This is a genomic window from Pseudomonas sp. SW-3, from assembly GCF_016615645.1.
Lineage (GTDB): Bacteria > Pseudomonadota > Gammaproteobacteria > Pseudomonadales > Pseudomonadaceae > Aquipseudomonas > Aquipseudomonas mandelii.
In genome coordinates, this window is the sequence record NZ_CP067098.1 from 129,398 (window position 1) to 150,199 (window position 20,802).

7 protein-coding genes are annotated in these 20,802 nt (G+C 61.5%); 2 read left to right on the forward strand and 5 right to left on the reverse strand.

Annotation, left to right across the window (positions count from 1 at the left end):
• Positions 1-12: 12 nt before the first annotated feature.
• The 3 genes from JIO00_RS00640 to JIO00_RS00650 form a co-directional block, all read right to left on the reverse strand.
• A complete protein-coding gene (locus tag JIO00_RS00640; protein ID WP_169857443.1) occupies positions 13-942 on the reverse strand; it encodes a diiron oxygenase in 930 nt (309 codons plus the stop codon).
• On the reverse strand, positions 939-1,715 hold the full coding sequence (locus tag JIO00_RS00645; protein ID WP_077750431.1) for a DUF3050 domain-containing protein: 777 nt from the start codon (positions 1,713-1,715) through the stop codon (positions 939-941). Before JIO00_RS00645 ends, JIO00_RS00640 begins: the two co-directional genes overlap by 4 nt.
• Positions 1,716-2,413: 698 nt before the next feature.
• Entirely contained in the window at positions 2,414-3,124 is a 711-nt protein-coding gene (locus JIO00_RS00650; protein WP_077750430.1) for a GntR family transcriptional regulator, read from the reverse strand.
• Positions 3,125-3,344: 220 nt separating this feature from the next.
• On the opposite strand from JIO00_RS00650, the gene lapG reads away from it, so the two are divergent.
• Positions 3,345-4,037, forward strand: a complete 693-nt coding sequence (gene lapG, locus JIO00_RS00655; RefSeq protein WP_010464935.1) for a cysteine protease LapG — start codon at positions 3,345-3,347, stop codon at positions 4,035-4,037.
• 14 nt (positions 4,038-4,051) lie between these two features.
• Complete coding sequence (gene lapD / locus JIO00_RS00660; protein WP_200667390.1) at positions 4,052-5,998, forward strand: cyclic di-GMP receptor LapD; 1,947 nt, start codon at positions 4,052-4,054, stop codon at positions 5,996-5,998.
• Between the two features lie 137 nt (positions 5,999-6,135).
• Here the strand turns inward: lapD and JIO00_RS00665 are convergent, their stop codons facing one another.
• Both JIO00_RS00665 and JIO00_RS00670 read right to left on the reverse strand, forming a co-directional pair.
• Complete coding sequence (locus tag JIO00_RS00665; RefSeq protein ID WP_102594831.1) at positions 6,136-6,474, reverse strand: tryptophan synthase subunit beta; 339 nt, start codon at positions 6,472-6,474, stop codon at positions 6,136-6,138.
• Between the two features lie 148 nt (positions 6,475-6,622).
• Complete coding sequence (locus tag JIO00_RS00670; protein ID WP_200667398.1) at positions 6,623-20,764, reverse strand: retention module-containing protein; 14,142 nt, start codon at positions 20,762-20,764, stop codon at positions 6,623-6,625.
• Positions 20,765-20,802 lie beyond the last annotated feature (38 nt).

The window sequence follows — 20,802 nt, forward strand, 5'->3', positions numbered from 1 at the left end:
ATGTTCTCCTCGTTAAACCAGGTAGTCGCTGAGGGTGTCTTGCACGCACGGCGAATCCAGCAGCGAACTGCTGCGGAAAAACCGCACGATGTTGGCGACCAGCGGGTGATGACGATTGATCGGGAAGGCCATCCCCGAGATCTCGTTCTTGAGTGCCTGGCGTGCCGCGTCGCTGATCTGCAAGGCTTCGATCAAGCGGAAATCGAAGGACTTCTGGATGTCGTTGGTCAGGTAATGGCCGATGAACACTGGCAGGATTTGCGCGATGAGCTGGCGGTCGTCTTCGCTCGCGGTGTGCCAGTAAATGCGCACCATCCGCGACCAGAACCCGGAATGGCGGCCCTCGTCGAGCAAGTGATCGGCCATCAGGCCCTTGATCGACTGCTTGACCGTGTCGTCCTTGGCGAACGCCGCGACATCGCCAGTTACGGTGTTCTCGGCGATGGCCACGCAGATCAGTTCTACCGCGCTGCGCAGATGCTCTGGTGCGAGGGCCACGGCCGCCGGGATCGCCCGACTCAGCTCGATTTCATCCGGCAGCTGGATTGGCGTAATGCCGGTCATGGCGACGGTCTGCTGCATGAAGTCCATGGCCACCAGCGCGTGGTAATCCTCGTCCACCACCACAGTCATGGCGTCATAGCGACAGGCAAACGGGAACGCCACGGCGAAGCGATTTTTGGCGATGCTGCGGGCGGTCTTGTCGACGATCTCGGTTTCGAAAATCACCACGTCGTTGATGAATTTGTAGAGCGTCTGCACCAGCGCGAAGTCCCGTTGTTCCGGGCATTCGCGCAGGAAGGTCTCGCTCAGCACCAACGGTTGGCGGCTCAACGGATAGATCAGCTTGCCGTCATTCTCCAGCACGCGCCGCGGGCGGGTGCGGATGGTCGCGCGACTTTCCCAGGCGTCGGCGAAGGATTGGTAGTCGGCGGCGTTCATGCGTTCACCTCCGCAACCGGTTCGCTCATGCTCAGGCGCAGGCCGTCCCACAAGGCAATGCGACTTTCCACGGCGGCAATGGCGCTGGCGTAGACGTCCGCTTCGCGTTGCGGATCGCCGTCGACCAGCCGGGCGAGGAGTTTTTCAGCGGCGGGACCGTGATCCTCGGAGTCGACTTCGATGTGCCGCTCCAGGTAGTAACGGAAGGTGGGCGCCTGCTCGATGCCGATGCCCCAGTCGTCGAGAATCCGTTGGAACATCTGCGGAATAACGCTCTCACGACCGTGCAAAAACGCTGCGGCAACGCTATGTCCCGGCGCATGCAGCGCGGTGTGCAAGGTGTGCCGTACAAACTGCGCAGCCGCCGGATCGACATCAACGCTTTGCAGCGCCACGTCGTAACTCACGCCTTCTTGTTGCAACGCCACGAAGCGTTCCACGGCCGCCGTGCTGGCACCGACTTCGCGCATCGCATCCAGGTACAACTCGAAATGACTGTAATGACCTTGGGCCGGGCGATCATCGGACTCTTCACCCAGCACAATCTCATTGATAAGACGCGCGGCCTGCGGATCTCGCGGCGGCAACCAGGGCAGTTGGACGCAGGTCAGCTCCTGTTGCAGGCGTTTGGTCAGCGACATGAAATCCCACACCGCAAAGACATGGGTTTCCATGAACCGTTGAAGTACCGACAGCGAATGTATTTCAGAAAAGATCGGGTGTGCACTAAGTTCTGCTTTCTTCTGGTTGAGTCGGTCTTTATTCGTTTTCATGAGCGAGCCTATAAGTGATCTGAAATGCCGTTAAGGGTGTTGTGATCAATAAGTGACGGTCGTCTAACGTTTTTGTTGGCGAGCGAATGCCTCAACTAAATTGATCTCATTAAGTGCGATACAGTCGTATGGGTGCCGTGTTTGCTGGTGGCGGAGAAAAACTAATACACGAATAAAGTATCGAGCAAGTTATTTTTATATTATTTGAAAGTTTAACTTTCTTGAGTGCGACAAGTTCTAATAAAACTATAAGTATCAGTTTTATTTGGGCGTAGTTGCTCCTTTCGGCGAAGTATCGTCAAAATTCAAATGAAGAGTGAATGCCTCACTCAAAGCAACTTTCAAAGTTGTTCCGTTGAATGCTTCAAGGGGGTGGAAGTTGGCTGGGATTGACGCCGGTGCTTCCTTTCCCGTGACAAGACTCCTTCCGTAGGTTCTTGGTGCGAGGACTGTGCCGCCATGGCGGCGCGTCGCCCGTTCATTATTCGTTGGCAGCCCAAGAGTGAGCGTAAATCACGGCCGCCGCTATCGCCCGGCCGTCATCTTTGCTGGCGTATTGATGGAACCTGAGGGAGGCGAATCGAAGGCAGGCTTGGGGGAGGGGGCGTGCGGTGGCTGAAGCGGGGATGTGTAAGTAGATTATTCACAGCAAGCGCGGCGCGCAGTTCGAACTGCGCGCCCAGGCTTGGCGCCGGGAGTTACCTGGGGGTTTTCTTGTTAAGCGCTTCGGGGCTGTTGAGGTAGCGCGTGATGACCTCGACACCGCGATTGAGGTGATGCTCGAGCAGCTTGACCGCACGCTCGACGTTGCGGTCTTCGACGGCCAGCAACAGCGCTCGGTGGTCTTCCTGGGACAACTTGCCCAAGCCCATGGCTTCCAGATTAAAGCGCAGAAAGCGCTCTTCTTCGTTCAACCCGTCCTCGACCAGCCGCAATAGCCGCTGGTTAGGGGCCTTGCAATAAAGCGCCATGTGGAAGAGCCGATTGAGGCGGCCGATTTCGCTGTAATCGTGCTCCATTTCCAGGTCGTCGATATGCTTGGCTGCCCGCTCGACGTCTTCCTTTTCCAACAAGGGAATCGACAAACGCAGTGCCTCGGATTCCAACAGAATCCGTAATGCATACGTTTCGACGGCATCGCCCTGGACCAGCGGTGCAACCACCGCGCCTTTATGGGCGATAACGTTCAGCAGCGCCTGGGCTTCAAGTTGGCGCAAGGCTTCACGCACCGGCATGCGGCTGACGCCGAACAGATCGGCCAAATCTTGCTGGCGCAACGCGGTGCCGCAGGGAATGCGCCCGTCTAGAATGGCCGATCGCAGGGTTTCTTCGATCACCGAGCGTGCCAAGTGAGCGGGAATCGGCCCGTTGACCTTGATACTGCTGAGGGGGTTGGGCTTCTGTGTCACAACTACGCACCCTGATTGGCTGAAATATTTGGATCCAAATGGACACTAGTGACTGCCATGCAGCTTGTCAAACGGACAAAAGACCGCAGCCCGCGACGTTTCATGTCACTTACCATTCAAAGTCTAGCGCGTTGCCAGTGATTGCACCGTGCCATTGTCTTTTAACGGGCTAACCTGCACCATCAACCGAATTTCACCTGCCTGACCTGGATGCCTCGCATTGGCGGTACGTTTCGCGATCCCTCGGACTTTGCGCTGGCTGTGCTGCGCGTTGCTGCTGGCTGGCGCCATGCTGGGCGGGCTGCATGCCGATTGGGATTTTTCGCTGATCAGCCGCAAGGCGCAGGCCTTGTATGGGCCATTGGGTGACGGGAAGCCGCGCATCGATGCCTGGCAGCATCTGCTGGCCACGCAGAAGCAGGCCAGCGAGCTGGAACAGCTCAATGTGGTCAACCAGTTTTTCAACAAGCAGGTGCGTTACGTTGAGGACATCGACCTTTGGCATGAGGTCGATTATTGGGAAACACCCATCGAAGCCCTGTGGAAGGGCGCCGGCGACTGCGAAGACTATGCGATCGCCAAGTACTTCAGCCTGCGCCATCTCGGCGTTTCCAGTGACAAGCTGCGCATTACCTACGTCAAGGCGTTGCGCCTGAACCGGGCGCACATGGTGCTGACTTACTATTCGAGCCCCGAGGCCATGCCGCTGGTGCTCGACAGCCTGATCGATGCAATAAAACCGGCCAGCCAACGAACCGACTTGCTGCCGGTCTACTCTTTCAATGCCGAAGGGTTGTGGTTGCCGGGCGCCAAGGGCAACAAAAAGGTCGGAGATACCAAACGCCTGTCTCGCTGGCAGGACGTGTTGAAGAAAATGCAGGCCGAAGGTTTTCCGGTCGAGACGACTAACTAGGAGCACGCGCTCAGATGTCTTTGTTCAAACAGCTGTTGATCGCTATCTGTCTGTTTCTGGTGGTCGCCTTCACCGGCAGCTTCATGGTCAGCCTGGAAAGCTCGCGGACCCAGTACGTCAACCAGTTGCGCTCCCACGCCCAGGACGCCGCGACGGCATTGGCGCTGTCCCTGACGCCGAACATCGACGACCCGGCGATGGTTGAGCTGCTGGTCAGTTCGATCTTCGACAGCGGCTATTACGCGAGCATCCGCGTGGTCGACCTCAAGACTGACCAGACCATCGTCGAGCGCAGCGGCATTCCAGCGGTGAACAACGTGCCGGACTGGTTCGTCAAAATGATCGGCCTGGAACCGGCCGGCGGCGATGCGCTGGTCAGCCGTGGCTGGGAACAGGCGGCGCGGGTCGAGGTGGTCAGCCATCCGATGTTCGCCTTGGCCAAGCTTTGGCAGAGCGCGTTGGGCAGCCTCGGCTGGTTGCTGATCTGCGGCGCGGTGAGCGCGGTATTGGGCGCGCTGTTGCTGCGTCGACAACTGAAGCCGCTGGATTACATGGTCAAGCAATCCCACGCCATTGCTCGCCGCGAATTCCTCAGCCTGCCGGAACTGCCGCGCACACCGGAACTGCGCCGAGTGGTGCAGGCCATGAATCAGATGGTCGAGAAGCTCAAGGCGCTGTTTCAGGAACAGGCCGAGCGCAGTGAAAAACTGCGGGTCGAGTCCTACCAGGACAACCTCACGGGCCTGGCCAACCGTCGTTATTTCGAGATGCAGTTGAACGCCCGGGTGAGCAATCCGGAGCAGGCGAGTTCGGGTTATCTGCTGCTGTTGCGGGTCAAGGACCTGGCCGGTTTGAACCAGCGTCTGGGCGGTCAGCGCACCGACCAATTATTGCAGGCCGTGGGCGAGCAACTGTCCCGCGAGTGCGCCAAGTACCCGGAAACACAGAACCTCGTCACCCGGATCCGTGGCGGTGAGTTTGCCGTGCTGGCGCCGGGGCTGGTGCGCGAAGAAGCGCTGCAACTGGCGCAGAATCTGGACAGCGCCTTGGCCAGCCTGCATGCGACCGGTGCCACGGATGTGGCCTCGGTCGCGTCGATCGGTCTGGCGCCGTTTGTTCATGGCGACTCGCCCCAAGCGGTGTTGGGTTTGGGCGACCAGGCGCTGGCTCAGGCTGAAGGCCAGGGCGAACAGAGCTGGGCATGCCTCGATCACAGCGCCTCGGCCAGCGTCGGGGATGACCATCACGCCTGGCATACATTGCTGGACCAGGCGCTGAATCAGCAGCGGTTTCAGTTGTATTTCCAACCGGTGGTGGCCAGCCAGGACACGCAAGTGGTGCTGCATTACAAGGTGCTGTCGCGGTTGATCGACGACGAGGGCCAGACCATTCCCGCTGGACGCTTCCTGCCGTGGCTGGAGCGCTTTGGCTGGACCGCGCGCCTGGATCGGCTGATGTTGGAGTTGGTGCTTGAGCAGATGGCCGAGCATGAAGAATCGCTGGCGCTGAACCTGTCTTCGGCGACGTTGGCCGATCCGCAGGCGCTGAATAAAGTCTTCGAGATTTTGCGTGCCCACTCCGATCTCGGACCGCGGCTGACCCTGGAAATCGGCGAGGAACAACTGCCCGAGCAAGCGATGCTGGAAGAACTGACACGGCGCCTGCGTGAGCTTGGGTTCTCGTTGAGCCTGCAACGGTTTGGCGGACGCTTCAGCATGATCGGCAACCTGGCGCGGCTGGGGTTGGCGTACCTGAAAATCGATGGTAGTTACATCCGCGCGATTGATCAGGAAAGCGACAAGCGCCTGTTTATCGAAGCGATCCAGCGAGCGGCACATAGCATTGATTTGCCGTTGATCGCCGAGCGGGTGGAGACCGAAGGGGAGTTGTCGGTGATTCGGGAGATGGGGTTGTATGGGGTTCAGGGGCAGTTGTTTGGTGAGCCGAAGCCTTGGCAGTGAGGCTTTAGGATTTGGTCGTCTGGGAGTCCGTCTTCGCGGGCAAGCCTCGCTCCTACAAGGTCGTGCGTTGGCGTAAACCTGTAGGAGCGAGGCTTGCCCGCGAAGGCGTCAGCACAGCCAACGTCGAAGGCTGAGGTTTAAATCAACCCTGTCTCATCATCATCAATCAAGTGACTCAACCCACCCAACGCCTCACGCGCCTGGGTCCGGTCCATCAGCTTGGCCTGGGCGGCGGCCGGCAGGTCGGTGACGCGGATAACGCCTTTGCTGGTCAGTACCTGGATCAAGTCGTCGAGTACCCGGATCATTTCCTGGTCGCTCGTCTTTAGCTGCTTGAGGCTTTTTTCCACAGCTTCGTTGGCGTACCAAGCCTGGATTTCATGGTTGTCGGCCGGCAGCGTTTCCGTGGCTTCGGCGTAGGCCGCAGCTTCCACGCGCACTAACTGACCTTGCGCATCGCGTTGCACGTAGAACATTGAGCATCCCTCAGAAATGAACCAGCGTCATGCTGTCAGCAGCATAGGCCAACTGGGCACGAGTATGCGGTGCGGCGACGAAATCGTCACCGGGGGGATGGGCACAAACGTGACGGCCGCCCCATAAGGGCGGCCGTTTTTCGTGGGATCAGCTGTTGTTGTGATCGACTTTGATGGTCGGGTCACTGCCGGCAATCAACGAGTTCAGGTTGGCGCTGGACCAGTTATTGCCTTCCAGTTTGATCGTCACATCCGGCGTTGCGGCCGCGGCATCGCCTGAGTTGAACTTGCCGCCGGAGCTGACTTGCAGCGACGACACGCCATCCACGGTGCTGATTTTCAGGAAGTTGTCGATGGTGCTGCCGGTTTCGCCTTGCAGCAGATCGCGCAAGTCGATCCGATCACCTTCGCTGGCCTTGAAATCCTTGATCACGTCGTTGCCGGTGTCGCCAGCCTTCCAGACGAAGGTGTCGGCACCCGAACCGCCAATCAGGATGTCGTTACCCTGACCGCCCATCAGCGAATCGTTACCCGAGCCGCCGAGCAGAATGTCATTGCCCTTGCCGCCGTCGAGCAGGTCGTTGCCGCCCTGGCCGAAGATAATGTCATTGCCCGAACCGCCCAACAGCGTGTCGTTGCCGTCATGGGCGCCGGACACGTCGAATGCGCTGTAGTGCTCGGTGATGAACTGGTGCACGTTGCTGGTGGTGACTTTGCTGACGTCCACGCCGGTTTCTTTGGCGACGAACGCCTGCATCGCCTGGTAACCCTCGCCGGCGATGCCGTTGAAGCTCACCAGATCGCCGAACAGGATGTCGTTACCATTGCCGCCATTGACCGTGTCGGCACCCGGCATGGTCGCTTCGGTGTGACCGATGATCGAGTTGGCCAGGTCTTTCGGATCAATGTTGGTTTGCGGCGTCTTGTCCGAGTCGTATGGCTTGAGGTCGCTAAGGGTGACGTCTTTGTTCAGGCCGATGGCTTCAACCGTCGACACCTTGTCCAGCAGCGCGAAACCGTTGGTCGAGTTGTCGATGGCGCTGGAGCCAGTGCTGCTGCCGTTGCCGTCGCGATAGGACAGCTCGTAAGTGCCGTTGCCCTCAGCGCGAATGGTGCCCAGTTCGGAACTGCTCCAGTAACCGCCCCACGAGTTCTTGTACGTCTGCAGTGTGACGGTGCCGGAGTTGTCGATGCTCAGGTAGTGAGTGCTGTCCAGATAACCGGAGTAGGTCTGCCCCAACTTGTAATTGGTGGTGGTGATCACATCATCGAGCTTCACGTTGCCGAACAGGGTCGGGTTGGTCTGCTCACCGCTCTGGTAATAGGTCGGCTTGCCATCGGTGATGAAATACGTGAGGTTTTTGGCCCCGGTGTTGGCCATGGCGTCGGCACTCTGGAACCAGTTCGCCGTGGTTTTGAATACGTCTTCGTAGTTGGTGCCGCCGCCCGACGACATGGAATCCAGCACCGCTTTGAGCAGGATCAGTGCATTCGGATCGTTCAGGTTCACCGAGACAGACTTATTGACCTGGTTATCGAAGTCCGCAAGGAAGATGTTCACCGTCCCGGAATTACCACCCATGCTCTGCTTGAGGGTGTTGAATACCGACGTCAGCGAGTCCTTGGCGGCGCTGATCGACGAGGCGCTCATGCTGCCCGAACTGTCGACCATGAAGGCGATGTTGTAGTTGGTGCCCGGCACCACGGTCAGCCCGCCGATGTCGGCGACCATGATGTCGTTGCCGTCGGTGCCGGTGATGGTGTCATCGGCCGCCGTGGCAGTAACGGCGTTGTAGACCGCCGGGTAAACCGTGACCGGGATTGTCGCGGTGCTGGCCGCAGAGCCGCCGAGAACTTCGGTGGAGGTCGAGGTCACGGTCAGGTTGAACTGGCCGTTGTAGTACGGCGGCGGGGTCACGGTCAGGGAGCCGAGGTTCCAGCCGGTGACGTTGGCCTCACCCGACGAGGTGCTGGCGGTGAAGGTGTGGCCGGCGCCATCGGTGAGCACGGAGCCCGCCGGGATGCCGCTGATCTTCACGACCAGGCTTTCGGAGCCGTCGGTATCCGTGAGCGCAGTTTTGATCGCAGACAGGTGAACGCTGGTGCCTTCGGCCGCTTCGTTGAGCTTGTAGCCGTCGTAATAGCCTTCGCCGTTGGTGCCGTGCAGGTCGGAAACCGTCACGCCGGAAGCGGCCAGATCTGCCACGCCGGTGTACAGCGGCACACCAGCGCTGCTCAGGTCGACCGCCGCGCCGCCGTTGACCGACAGGTTGACGTCGTAGCTGCCCGGGCCGCTCTGGTTGTGGTGGTAGATATCCAGGGTGTAGTAGCCGCTGGCGGTCGGGGTGAACGAACCGCTCAGGTTGCCGCCCGCGCCCCAGAGCGCGCTGGCTACGTTTTTGCCGCCAATGGTCACGAGCAGGCTGTCATCGCCAGTGCCACTGAAGCTGTAAGTCTTGCCGGCTTCAAGGTAGATCAGGCCGGACGTTTTTGATGCGGTGCCAGCGGTCACGCTGCCGTCGGACTGCACGTTGGTCACGGTAGTGCTGCTGTTCGGTTTGCCGGCCGCATCGATTACCGACTTCAGCGTGTTCGACGCCGCGCCGCTGCCATCAGTGCCGAGGCCCGACAGGCCGGTCCAGACTTCCTTGATCAGCCCGGTGGATTTGACACTGTTGTCCGCCACGCTCAAGGACGGCGCGTCAGCCACCGGCGTGATGTCGATCTTGATCGTGCCGATGCTGCCCAACGTTGTGCCGTCAGTAGGCTGGAACTTGATCTGTGCGTAGTCCGCCAGATTGTTGCCGACGCCGGTGCCGCCGTAGCCATTGGCGCCGGACTCGTTGGCATCCGGCAGGAAGCGCACTTTACCCGCGTCGATGTCAGCCTTGGACAGGGTCTGGTTGGTCGTCACGTCGGTCCAGGTCGAACCGTTCAGGTACTGCAATTTGCCTTCGCCCGGCAGGCCGGTGATTTTTACGCCGAGGCTGGCGGCCGGACTGTCGACGTCGCTGACGCCGAAGGTCGACCAGCCGAGGATCAGCGGGGTGTCCTCAGTGCCGGTGAGGTTAACCGGCGCGGCGGTTGGCGCATCGTTCACTGCCACGACGTTGACGGTGGTGGTCGCAGTGTTGGAGTAGTTGCTGCCATCGGTCACCGTCACGGTGATGATCCGCGGCACGGTGCTCGGGTCTTCACTGCTGTTGGTGAAACTGATGTTCTTGATCTGCTGCATGTAATCGGCCAGCGTCGCATTGCCGGACAACGTCAGCGTGACGGTGCCGTCCTTGCTGTTGGCATTGATGGAGATGCCGTTGACGCTGTTGCCCAGGTTCAGCGCGTCGCCCGGTTGACGGTTGGTCAGCACGATGGTCGCGCCGGTCAGCAGGGTGCTGTCCGGGTCGGTGATTTTCAGGTCGGTGTCGCCGATCGATACGCCTTGGCCCGTGGTGCCTTCGGTGAAGGTCACGTTGTAGTTGGCACCGGTGGCGCCGCTGGAGTTGTTGGCGTCCAGGTCGAGCACGGGCGGCGCATCGTTGTCGATGATCGAAGTGCTGATGCTGCCGTTGGACGCGCTGATCGCCAGGTTCTCGAAGTTGCCGCCGGTGGCCGAGTCGATCTTGACCACGAAGTTTTCGGTGCCCTCGGTGATCCTGTTGTCCAAGGTCGCAACATTGAAATTCGCCGTGCTGGCACCCGCCGGAATTTTTACGGTGTACACGCCGGTGAAGTCCGAACCGTCGGCGGCGGTGCCGCTGTAGGTGATCTTCAGGGTGACTTCGGTCTGCGCCGGGCTCGTCAGGCTGACGGTGTAACTGGCGGTCTGGCCCTCAGTCACCGAGGTGCTGCCGGTGATGCTGACTTCGGTCCGGTCGAGGGTGTCGGTAACGTTGGTGACGGCCGCCGCCGGGCTTTTGACCAGGTTCTCGAAATTACCACCGGCGGCGTTGCTGATGGTCGCCTGGACCGTGCCCGCGTCTTTGTAGACGTCATCGGCCGGTGCCTTGACGGTCACGGAGCCGCTGGTGGCGTTGGCGGCGATGGTGATCACTGCGCCGTTGCTCAATGTCACGGTGACCGGAGTGCCGGCGGCATGGGTCAGGTTCGCTGTGTAGACGATCGAACCGCCTTCAGCGACCGAGTCGGTTGCTGTCAGGCTCAGAGTGGTGGTGTCCGCCGAGTCGGTGACCGAGGTGTCGGCCGACTTGCCATCGACATCCAGCTTCTCGTAGTTACCGCCTTTGGCGTCGTCGATCTTGACGCTCAGGGAGCTGCCGCCGGCCAAGGCATCGTTCGGTGCGATGAAGTTCACACTGGCGCTGCTCGCGCCGACCGGAATGGTGATGGTCTGGTTGTTGGAGAGGGTCACCACTACTGGCCAACCGGTCACTGGTGCAGAGACGGATGCGGTGTAAACCACGGTGCCGCCTTCGGCCACGGAAGGCGTAGCGGTCAGGCTGACGGTCGAGGTGTCGATCGTGTCGGTGACGTTGGTGACGGCCGCCGCCGGGCTTTTGACCAGGTTCTCGAAATTACCACCGGTGGCGTTGCTGATGGTCGCCTGGACCGTACCCGCGTCTTTGTAGACGTCATCGGCCGGAGCCTTGACGGTCACGGCGCCGCTGGTGGCGCCGGCGGCGATGGTGATCACGGCGCCGTTCGACAGGTTTACGGTGACTGGTGTGCCAGCCGCGTTGGTCAGGTTGGCGGTGTAGACGATCGAACCGCCCTCAGCGACCGAGTCGGTTGCTGTCAGGCTAAGCGTGGTGGTGTCGGCCGAGTCAGTCACCGAGGTATCCGCCGACTTGCCATCGACGTCCAGCTTCTCGTAGTTACCGCCCTTGGCGTCGTCGATTTTGACGCTCAGGGAGCCGCCGCCGGCCAGGGCATCGTTTGGCGCAACGTAGTTCACGCTGGCGCTGCTCGAGCCAACCGGAATGGTGATGGTCTGGTTGTTGGAGAGGGTCACCACTACTGGCGAACCGGTCACTGGCGCGGTGACGGACGCGGTGTAAACCACGATGCCGCCTTCGGCCACGGAAGGCGTGGCGGTCAGGCTGACGGTCGAGGTGTCGATCGTGTCGGTGACGCTGGTCACAGCGGCAGCCGGGTCTTTCACCAGGTTCTCAAAGTTGCCGCCAGTGGCATCCTTGATGGTCGCTTCGACTTTACCAGCGTCTTTGTAGACGTCATCGGCCGGTGCCTTGACGGTCACGGAGCCGCTGGTGGCGCCGGCGGCAATGGTGATCACCGCGCCGTTCGACAGGTTTACGGTGACTGGTGTGCCAGCCGCGCTGGTCAGGTTGGCGGTGTAGACGATGGAACCGCCTTCGGCGACCGAGTCGGTTGCTGTCAGGCTAAGCGTGGTGGTGTCCGCCGAGTCGGTGACCGAGGTGTCAGCCGACTTGCCGTCGACGTCCAGCTTCTCGTAATTGCCGCCCTTGGCATCATCAATCTTGACGCTCAGCGAGCCGCCGCCCGCCAGGGCATCGTTTGGCGCAACGTAGTTCACGCTGGCGCTGCTCGAGCCGACCGGGATGGTGATGGTCTGGTTGTTGGAGAGGGTCACCACTACTGGTGAACCGGTCACTGGCGCGGTGACGGACGCGGTGTAAACCACGATGCCGCCTTCGGCCACGGAAGGCGTGGCGGTCAGGCTGACGGTCGAGGTGTCGATCGTGTCGGTGACGCTGGTCACAGCGGCAGCCGGGTCTTTCACCAGGTTCTCAAAGTTGCCGCCAGTGGCATCCTTGATGGTCGCTTCGACTTTACCAGCGTCTTTGTAGACGTCATCGGCCGGTGCCTTGACGGTCACGGAGCCGCTGGTGGCGCCGGCGGCAATGGTGATCACCGCGCCGTTCGACAGGTTTACGGTGACTGGTGTGCCTGCCGCGTTGGTCAGGTTCGCGGTGTAGACGATCGAACCGCCCTCAGCGACCGAGTCGGTTGCTGTCAGGCTAAGCGTGGTGGTGTCGGCCGAGTCGGTGACCGAGGTGTCGGCCGACTTGCCGTCGACGTCCAGCTTCTCGTAATTGCCGCCCTTGGCATCATCAATCTTGACGCTCAGCGAGCTGCCACCGGCCAAGGCATCGTTCGGCGCAACGTAGTTCACGCTGGCGCTGCTCGAGCCGACCGGAATGGTGATGGTCTGGCCGTTGGACAAGCTCACGACGACCGGCGAACCGGTCACTGGCGCAGTCACGGACGCGGTGTACACCACGGTGCCGCCTTCGGCCACGGACGAAGTCGCGGTCAGGCTGACGGTCGAGGTATCGACGGTGTCGGTCACATCGGTGACCGCATCCGCTGGGTCTTTAACCAAGTTCTCAAAGTTGCCGCCAGTGGCGTCCTTGATGGTCGCTTCGACTTTACCAGCGTCTTTGTAGACGTCATCGGCCGGCGCCTTGACGGTCACGGAGCCGCTGGTGGCTCCGGCGGCGATGGTGATCACGGCGCCGTTGCTCAGGTTCACGGTGACCGGCGTGCCAGCCGCGTTGGTCAGGTTGGCGGTGTAGACGATCGAACCGCCTTCAGCGACCGAATCAGTAGCGCTCAAGCTCAACGTCGTGGCGTCCGCGCTGTCGGTCACTTTGGTGACGACGGCGAAGCGGTCGGTGTCGAGTTTTTCGAAGTTGCCGCCCGTGCTCTCTGCAATCGCTGCCCGAACAGGCGAGGCGCCGGTGTAGACGTCATTTGGCACGGTGTACGGCGCCGAACCGCTGGACTCGCCGGCCTTGATGTTGATCACCAGACCGTTATTCAGGGTCACGGTCATGGCCGTGTCGGCAGGATGGCTCAACGTGGCGGTGTAGTTGATCTGACCACCTTCGCCGACGGTGCTCACATCGGCACTGAGCTTGAGTGTGGTGGTATCCACGGTGTCGTTGACGGTGGTGGTGTGCGTGGTTTTGCTGACGTCGAGTTTTTCGAAATTGCCGCCGTCGGTGCTGGCGATGCCAACGGTGATTTTGCTGCCGTCCTTGTAGACGTCATCGCTCGGCGCCGGAACGGTGATGAGGCCCGACTTGTCGCCGGCCTTGATCACGACGCTCTCGCCGTTGCTCAGTTTGACCGTCATGTCCGTGCCGGCGGCATTGCTGAGGTTGACGGTGTACGTGATGGTGCCGCCCTCGACCACGTAGTCGCTGGCGGTCATGGTCACTTTGGTGGTGTCCAGGGTGTCACTGATGGCGGTCGAGGTCGGGGTCTTGTCGGCGACCAGGCTCTCGTAATTGCCCCCCGTCACATCCTTGATGGCGTTGGTCAGCGGCTCGTGGCCGACCAAGGCATCGTTCGGCGCTTTGACGGTGATCGAGGCGTTACTTTCGCCGACCGCAATGGTGATTTTTTCGCCATTGGACAAGGTCACGACGACCGGCGAACCGGTGACCGGCGCGGTGACGGAAGCGGTGTAGACCACGTTGCCGCCTTCGGCGACAGAGGAAGTTGCGGTCAGGCTGACGGTCGACGTATTGATCGTGTCAGTGACTTCAGTAACCGCCGCTCCCGGGCTGGTGACCAGGTTTTCGAAGTTGCCGCCAGTCGCGTCTTTGATAGTCGCTTCGACTTTCCCGGCATCTTTGTAGACGTCATCGGCTGGTGCCTTGACGGTCACGGAGCCGACCGTCGCGCCGGCCGCGATGGTGATCACGGCACCGTTGCTCAGGTTCACGGTGACCGGGGTGCCGGCAGCATTGGTCAACGTCGCGGTATAGACAATCGAACCGCCTTCCGCGACCGAGTCGGTAGCGCTCAGGCTGACGGTGGTGGTGTCTGCGGAATCAGTAATCGAGGTGTCTGCCGACTTGCCGTCGATGTCCAGCTTCTCGTAGTTGCCACCCTTCGCGTCGTCGATTTTCACGCTCAGAGAACCACCGCCCGCCAATGCGTCGTTTGGCGTTATGAAGTCCACACTGGCGCTGCTCGAGCCGACCGGAATGGTGATGGTCTGGCCGTTGGACAAGGTCACGACAACCGGCGAGCCGGTCACCGGAGCGGTAACGGACGCGGTGTAAACCACGGTCCCGCCTTCCGCCACGCTGCTGTTGGCCGTCAAGCTGACGGTCGAGGTATCGAGGGTGTCGGTAACGTCAGTCACTGCCGGAACAGTGCTTGGCACCAGGTTCTCGAAGTTGCCACCAGTCGCGTCTTTGATGGTCGCTTCGACTTTCCCGGCGTCTTTGTAGACGTCATCGGCTGGTGCCTTGACCGTCACGGAGCCGACCGTCGCGCCGGCCGCGATGGTGATCACCGCACCGTTGCTCAGGTTCACGGTGACCGGGGTACCGGCAGCATGGGTCAACGTCGCGGTGTAGACGATCGAACCGCCCTCAGCCACCGAATCCGAAGCGCTCAGGCTCAGGGTGGTGGTGTCTTTGACGTCGGTCACCGAAGTCACCGCCGGGGTTTGATTCGCCACCAGGTTTTCGTAGTTGCCGCCGGTGGTGCCATCGATTTTCACGCTCAGAGAACCGCCGCCAGCCAAGGCGTCGTTCGGTGCAACAAAATTCACGCTACCCGAACTCGCGCCGACCGGAATGGTGATGAACTGGCCGTTGGACAACGCCACCACCACCGGCGAACCGGTCACTGGCGCATTGACCGACGCGGTGTAAACCACGGTGCCGCCTTCGACCGTGCTGGCCGTGGCGGTCAGGGAGACGGTGCTGTTGTTGATGGTGTCGGTTACGTCGGTGACTGCTGGCGTCTTGTCGGCCACCAGGTTTTCGAAGTTGCCACCGGTGGTCTTGGTGATGCTGGCGTCGACTTTTCCAGCGTCTTTGTAGACGTCATCCTTGGGGGCGGCGAAGTTCACCGAACCGCTGGTGGCGCCCTTGGCGATGTTGATGACTGCGCCGTTGCTCAACGTCACGGTCATTGCAGTGCCAGCGGCATTGGTCAGGGTCGCGGTGTAGACGATCGAACCACCCTCGGCGACCGTACCGGTGGCGCTCAGGCTCAGGCCGGTGGTGTCGGTCGAATCGGTGACGGTGGTGACCGCTGGCGAAGAGCTGGTGACGACTTTTTCGAAGTTGCCGCCGTTGTGGCTGGCAATCGTTGCCTGGACTTTGCCGCCGTCGATGTACGGCGTATTGGCCGGTGCGGCGAAGTTCACCGACCCGGTGGTGGCGCCGGCGGCGATGTTGATCACTGCGCCGTTGCTCAACTTCACGGTCATCGCCGTGTCCGTCGGGTTGCTCAGGGAGGCGGTGTAGGTGATCTGGCCACCTTCGCTCACGGTGTGGCTGGCCGACAGGGACAGGGACGTCGTGTCCACCGTGTCTTTGACGGTGGTGCTCACTGACGTCTTGCTGACGTCGAGTTTTTCGAAGTTGCCACCGCTGGCGTCCGTCATCTTGACGGTGAGCTTGCCGGCATCCTTGTAGACGTCGTCGCTTGGCGCCGCGATGGTGACCGAACCGCTGGTCTTGCCGGCTGCGATGGTGATGGTCTCGCCGTTGCTCAGCTTGACGGTCACCGGGGTTTGCGCGGCGTTGGTCAGGGTCGCGGTGTAGGTGATGTGCGAACCTTCGAGCACAGACTTGTCAGCGCTGAGGGTCAGTTGTGTGGTGTTAGTGGTGTCGGCGACGTTGGTCACGGCCGGATTCGGGCTGGTGACCAGGTTCTCAAAGTTGCCGCCAGCGGCGTCCTTGATGGTGACTTCGAGTTTGCCAGCGTCTTTGTAGACGTCGTCTTTCGGCGCGTCGACGGTCACGGTGCCAGTGGTTTTACCAGCCGCAATGGTGATCACGGCACCGTTGCTCAGGGTCACGGTGACCGGAGTGCCGGCCGGATTAGTCAGGCTCGCGGTGTAAACGATCGACCCCCCCTCGTTGACGTTGCCGGTGGCAGTCAGCGACAGGGTGGTGGTGTCGACGGTGTCGGTCACGCTGGTGCTGACCGGGGTTTTATCGGCGACCAGGTTTTCGTAGTTGCCGCCACTGACGTTGGTGATCGAATTACTCACCGGCGCGTGGCCGCTCAGCACATCATTCGAGACCACGGCGTTGACGGTGCCGCTGCTGGCGCCGACCGCTATGGTGATGGTCTGACCGTTGGCCAGCGTCACGATCACAGGCGAGCCGGTGACAGGTGCGCCGACCGAGGCGGTGTACACCACGGTGCCGCCTTCAGCCACTGTGCTCGTGGCGGTCAGCGTGACGGTCGACGTGTCGAGGGTGTCGGTGACGCTGGTCACCGCTGCGGCCGGGTCCTTGACCAGGTTTTCGAAGTTGCCGCCAGTGGCGTCCTTGATGGTTGCTTCGACTTTGCCGGCATCTTTGTAGACGTCATCGGCTGGCGCCTTGACGGTCACGGAGCCGCTGGTAGCGCCGGCTGCAATGGTGATCACGGCGCCGTTGCTCAGGGTGACGGTGACCGGCGTGCCGGCCGCGTTGGTCAGGTTGGCGGTGTAGACGATTGAACCGCCTTCAGCGACCGAGTCGGTTGCTGTCAGGCTAAGCGTGGTGGTGTCGGCCGAGTCGGTGACCGAGGTGTCCGCCGACTTGCCATCGACGTCGAGCTTCTCGTAGTTACCGCCCTTGGCGTCGTCGATTTTGACGCTCAGGGAGCCGCCACCGGCCAAGGCATCGTTCGGTGCGATGAAGTTCACGCTGGCGCTGCTCGAGCCGACCGGAATGGTGATGGTCTGGCCGTTGGACAAGCTCACGACAACCGGCGAGCCGGTCACTGGCGCAGTCACGGACGCGGTGTACACCACGGTGCCGCCTTCAGCCACAGTGGACGTCGCGGTCAGGCTGACGGTCGAGGTGTCGACGGTGTCGGTCACATCAGTTACCGCTGCCGCTGGGTCTTTCACCAGGTTCTCAAAGTTGCCGCCAGTGGCGTCCTTGATGGTCGCTTCGACTTTGCCGGCGTCTTTGTAGACGTCATCGGCCGGAGCCTTGACTGTCACGGAGCCGCTGGTGGCGCCGGCGGCGATGGTGATCACGGCGCCGTTCGACAGGTTTACGGTGACTGGTGTGCCGGCCGCATGGGTCAGGTTAGCGGTGTAGACGATCGAACCGCCCTCAGCGACCGAGTCGGTTGCTGTCAGGCTAAGCGTGGTGGTGTCGGCCGAGTCGGTGACCGAGGTGTCGGCCGACTTGCCGTCGACGTCCAGCTTCTCGTAATTGCCGCCCTTCGCATCATCAATCTTGACGCTCAGCGAGCCGCCGCCCGCCAGGGCATCGTTTGGCGCAACGTAGTTCACGCTGGCGCTGCTCGAACCGACCGGGATGGTGATGGTCTGGTTGTTGGAGAGGGTCACCACTACTGGCGAACCGGTCACTGGTGCAGAGACGGATGCGGTGTAAACCACGGTGCCGCCTTCGGCCACGGACGAAGTCGCAGTCAGACTGACGGTGGACGTGTCGACGGTGTCGGTCACATCGGTGACCGCTGCCGCTGGGTCTTTAACCAGGTTCTCAAAGTTGCCGCCAGTGGCGTCCTTGATGGTCGCTTCGACTTTGCCCGCGTCTTTGTAAACGTCATCGGCCGGAGCCTTGACGGTCACGGCGCCGCTGGTGGCGCCGGCGGCGATGGTGATCACCGCTCCGTTCGAAAGGGTGACGGTGACCGGCGTGCCGGCCGCGCTGGTCAGGTTGGCGGTGTAGACGATCGAACCGCCTTCAGCGACCGAGTCGGTTGCTGTCAGGCTGAGTGTGGTGGTGTCCGCCGAGTCGGTGACCGAGGTATCCGCCGACTTGCCGTCGACGTCCAGCTTCTCGTAATTGCCGCCCTTGGCATCATCAATCTTGACGCTCAGGGAGCCGCCGCCCGCGAGGGCATCGTTTGGTGCAACAAAATTCACGCTACCCGAACTTGCGCCAACCGGGATGGTGATGGTCTGGCCGTTGGACAAGCTCACGACAACTGGCGAGCCGGTCACTGGCGCAGTCACGGACGCGGTGTAAACCACGGTGCCGCCTTCAGCCACAGTGGACGTCGCGGTCAGGCTGACGGTCGAGGTATCAAGGGTATCGGTAATGTCAGTGACTGCCGGAACAGTGCTCGGCACCAGGTTTTCGAAGTTGCCGCCAGTGGCGTCCTTGATGGTCGCTTCGACTTTACCGGCGTCTTTGTAAACGTCATCGGCCGGCGCCGGGACGCTCACGCTGCCAGTGGTGGCACCCGCCGCGATGGTGATTACCGCGCCGTTCGAAAGGGTGACGGTGACTGGCGTGCCAGCCGCATTGGTCAGGGTCGCGGTGTACAGAATCTGACCGCCCTCAGCCACTTCGGTGGACGCCGACAGGCTCAGGCCGGTGTCGTCCTTCGAGTCGGTAATGGCGGTCAGCGCCGGCTCGGTGCTCGGAGTCAGTTGCTCGAAATTGCCGCCGGTGGTCCCGGTGATGGTGGTGCTGACGGTGCTGCCGTTGTTGTAAACGTCATTGTCCGCGGTATCGACGGTCACGCTGCCGGTGGTCTTGCCCGCTTCGATGTTGATGACCGAGCCATTGCTCAAGGTCACGGTCATCGGCGTGCCGGCCGGGTTGGTCAGGGTCGCGGTGTAGGTGATCTGGCCGCCTTCGACCACGGTGCCAGTGGCGGTGAGGCTCAGGCCGGTGTTGTCGACCGAGTCAGTAATGGTGGTGACCGCTGGCGTGGTGCTCGGGGTCAGTTGTTCGAAATTGCCGCCGGTGGTCCCGGTGATGGTGGTGCTGACGGTGCTGCCGTTGTTGTAAACGTCATTGTCCGCGGTATCGACGGTCACGCTGCCGGTGGTCTTGCCCGCTTCGATGGAGATGACCGAGCCATTGCTCAAGGTCACAGTCATCGGCGTGCCGGCCGGGTTGGTCAGGGTTGCGGTGTAAGTGATCTGGCCGCCTTCGACCACGGTGCCGGTGGCGGTGAGGCTCAGGCCGGTGTTGTCGACCGAGTCGGTAACGGTGGTGACCGCAGGTGTAGTACTCGGCACCAGGTTTTCGAAGTTGCCGCCGGTAGCGCCAGTGATCGTGGCGCTGACGGTGCTGCCGTTCTGATAAACGTCATTGGCCGCAGTGTCGACGTTCACGGTGCCGGTGGTTTTGCCGGCTTCGATGATGATGGTCGAGCCGTTGGACAGGGTGACAGTCACCGGCGTTTGAGCCGGGTTGTTCAGTGTGGCGGTGTAGGTGATCTGGCCGCCTTCGGTGACCGTCGAACCCGCCGTCAGTGTGAGGGTGGTGGTGTCCGGCGAGTCGGTAATGGTGGTCACGGCCGGAGCCGGGTTTGGCACCAGGTTCTCAAAATTGCCGCCGGTGGCGCCGGTAATCGTGGTGGTGACCGTGCTGCCGTTGTTGTAGACGTCGTTGGCTGGAGTCGACACGTCGACGGTGCCAGTGGTTTTACCCGCATCGATGGTGATCGTCGACCCGTTGGACAGGGTGATGGTGACCGGTGTCTGCGCCGGGTTGGTCAATGTCGCGGTGTAAGTGATCTGGCCGCCTTCGGTGACGCTGGCGCCAGCGGTCAAGGTGACCGTTGTGGTGTCGACGGTGTCGGTGACCTGGGTCACGGCCGGTGTCGTCGGCGGGGTGACGGTGATGCCGTTGCCACCCGTGGTGCCGGTGACGGTCACGTTGATCTGGGTCGAGTCGTTATAAACAGTGTCGTTCGGCGCGAGCGGGACGTTGACGGTACCGGTCAACTGGCCGGCCTGAATCACGATCACCGAGCCATTGGACAGGGTGATGGTCAGGTCGGTCAGCGGCGCCTGGGTCAGGGTCGCGGTGTAAACCAGTACGCCACCGGCCTCGGTGATGCTCGGCGTGGCGCTCAGGCTCAAGGTCGATTCGCGCTGTACGTTGGCGCTAGTGTCAGCCGTCTGGCCACCGGTGGTGAGTTGTGCCGCCTGCGTCGCAGTGCTGAGGCCCGCGGTCGGGAAACCAATGGTCGGGTCTACCCGGCCAGCGGTTGCATCCAGCATCACGAAGCTGTGACCGCCACCCGCCGCACCGCCCGTGCCCGCAGCGGTAGGGCCGGCTGCGGTGGCTTCGAGTTCAGTGGTCGGGTCGGCACCGGCAACGATGGCTTGTTGCAGTTCTTCAACCGATGGCGCGGCTTGTGCAGTGGCTTCTGACAGGTCAGTGCTGGAATCCGGGTCGCTGGCGCTCCACTGAGTGTCGCGGCCCAGGTCCAGGGTGCGGCCGTCAGCCAGTTCCAGCGTAACGGCGCCCGCCGCGCCCGTGTCTACCTGATCGCCGACAAACAATCGGTCGCCTTCAACGAGTACTCGGCGAATGCCCTCTGGGGACACCGCGAAAACCTGACCGACAATGCTTTTGACGATGGCCACAACACTGCTCATTGAAGACTCTCCGGGTGTCACGTTCAGTTGACTTCCAT

Excerpts from the sequence above, each read along its gene's own strand:
- JIO00_RS00640 (WP_169857443.1), bottom strand. The coding sequence starts at position 942 with ATGAACGCCGCCGACTACCAATCCTTCGCCGACGCCTGGGAAAGTCGC.
- JIO00_RS00645 (WP_077750431.1), bottom strand. The coding sequence starts at position 1,715 with ATGAAAACGAATAAAGACCGACTCAACCAGAAGAAAGCAGAACTTAGT.
- lapD (WP_200667390.1), top strand. The coding sequence starts at position 4,052 with ATGTCTTTGTTCAAACAGCTGTTGATCGCTATCTGTCTGTTTCTGGTG.
- JIO00_RS00665 (WP_102594831.1), bottom strand. The coding sequence starts at position 6,474 with ATGTTCTACGTGCAACGCGATGCGCAAGGTCAGTTAGTGCGCGTGGAA.
- JIO00_RS00670 (WP_200667398.1), bottom strand. The coding sequence starts at position 20,764 with ATGAGCAGTGTTGTGGCCATCGTCAAAAGCATTGTCGGTCAGGTTTTC.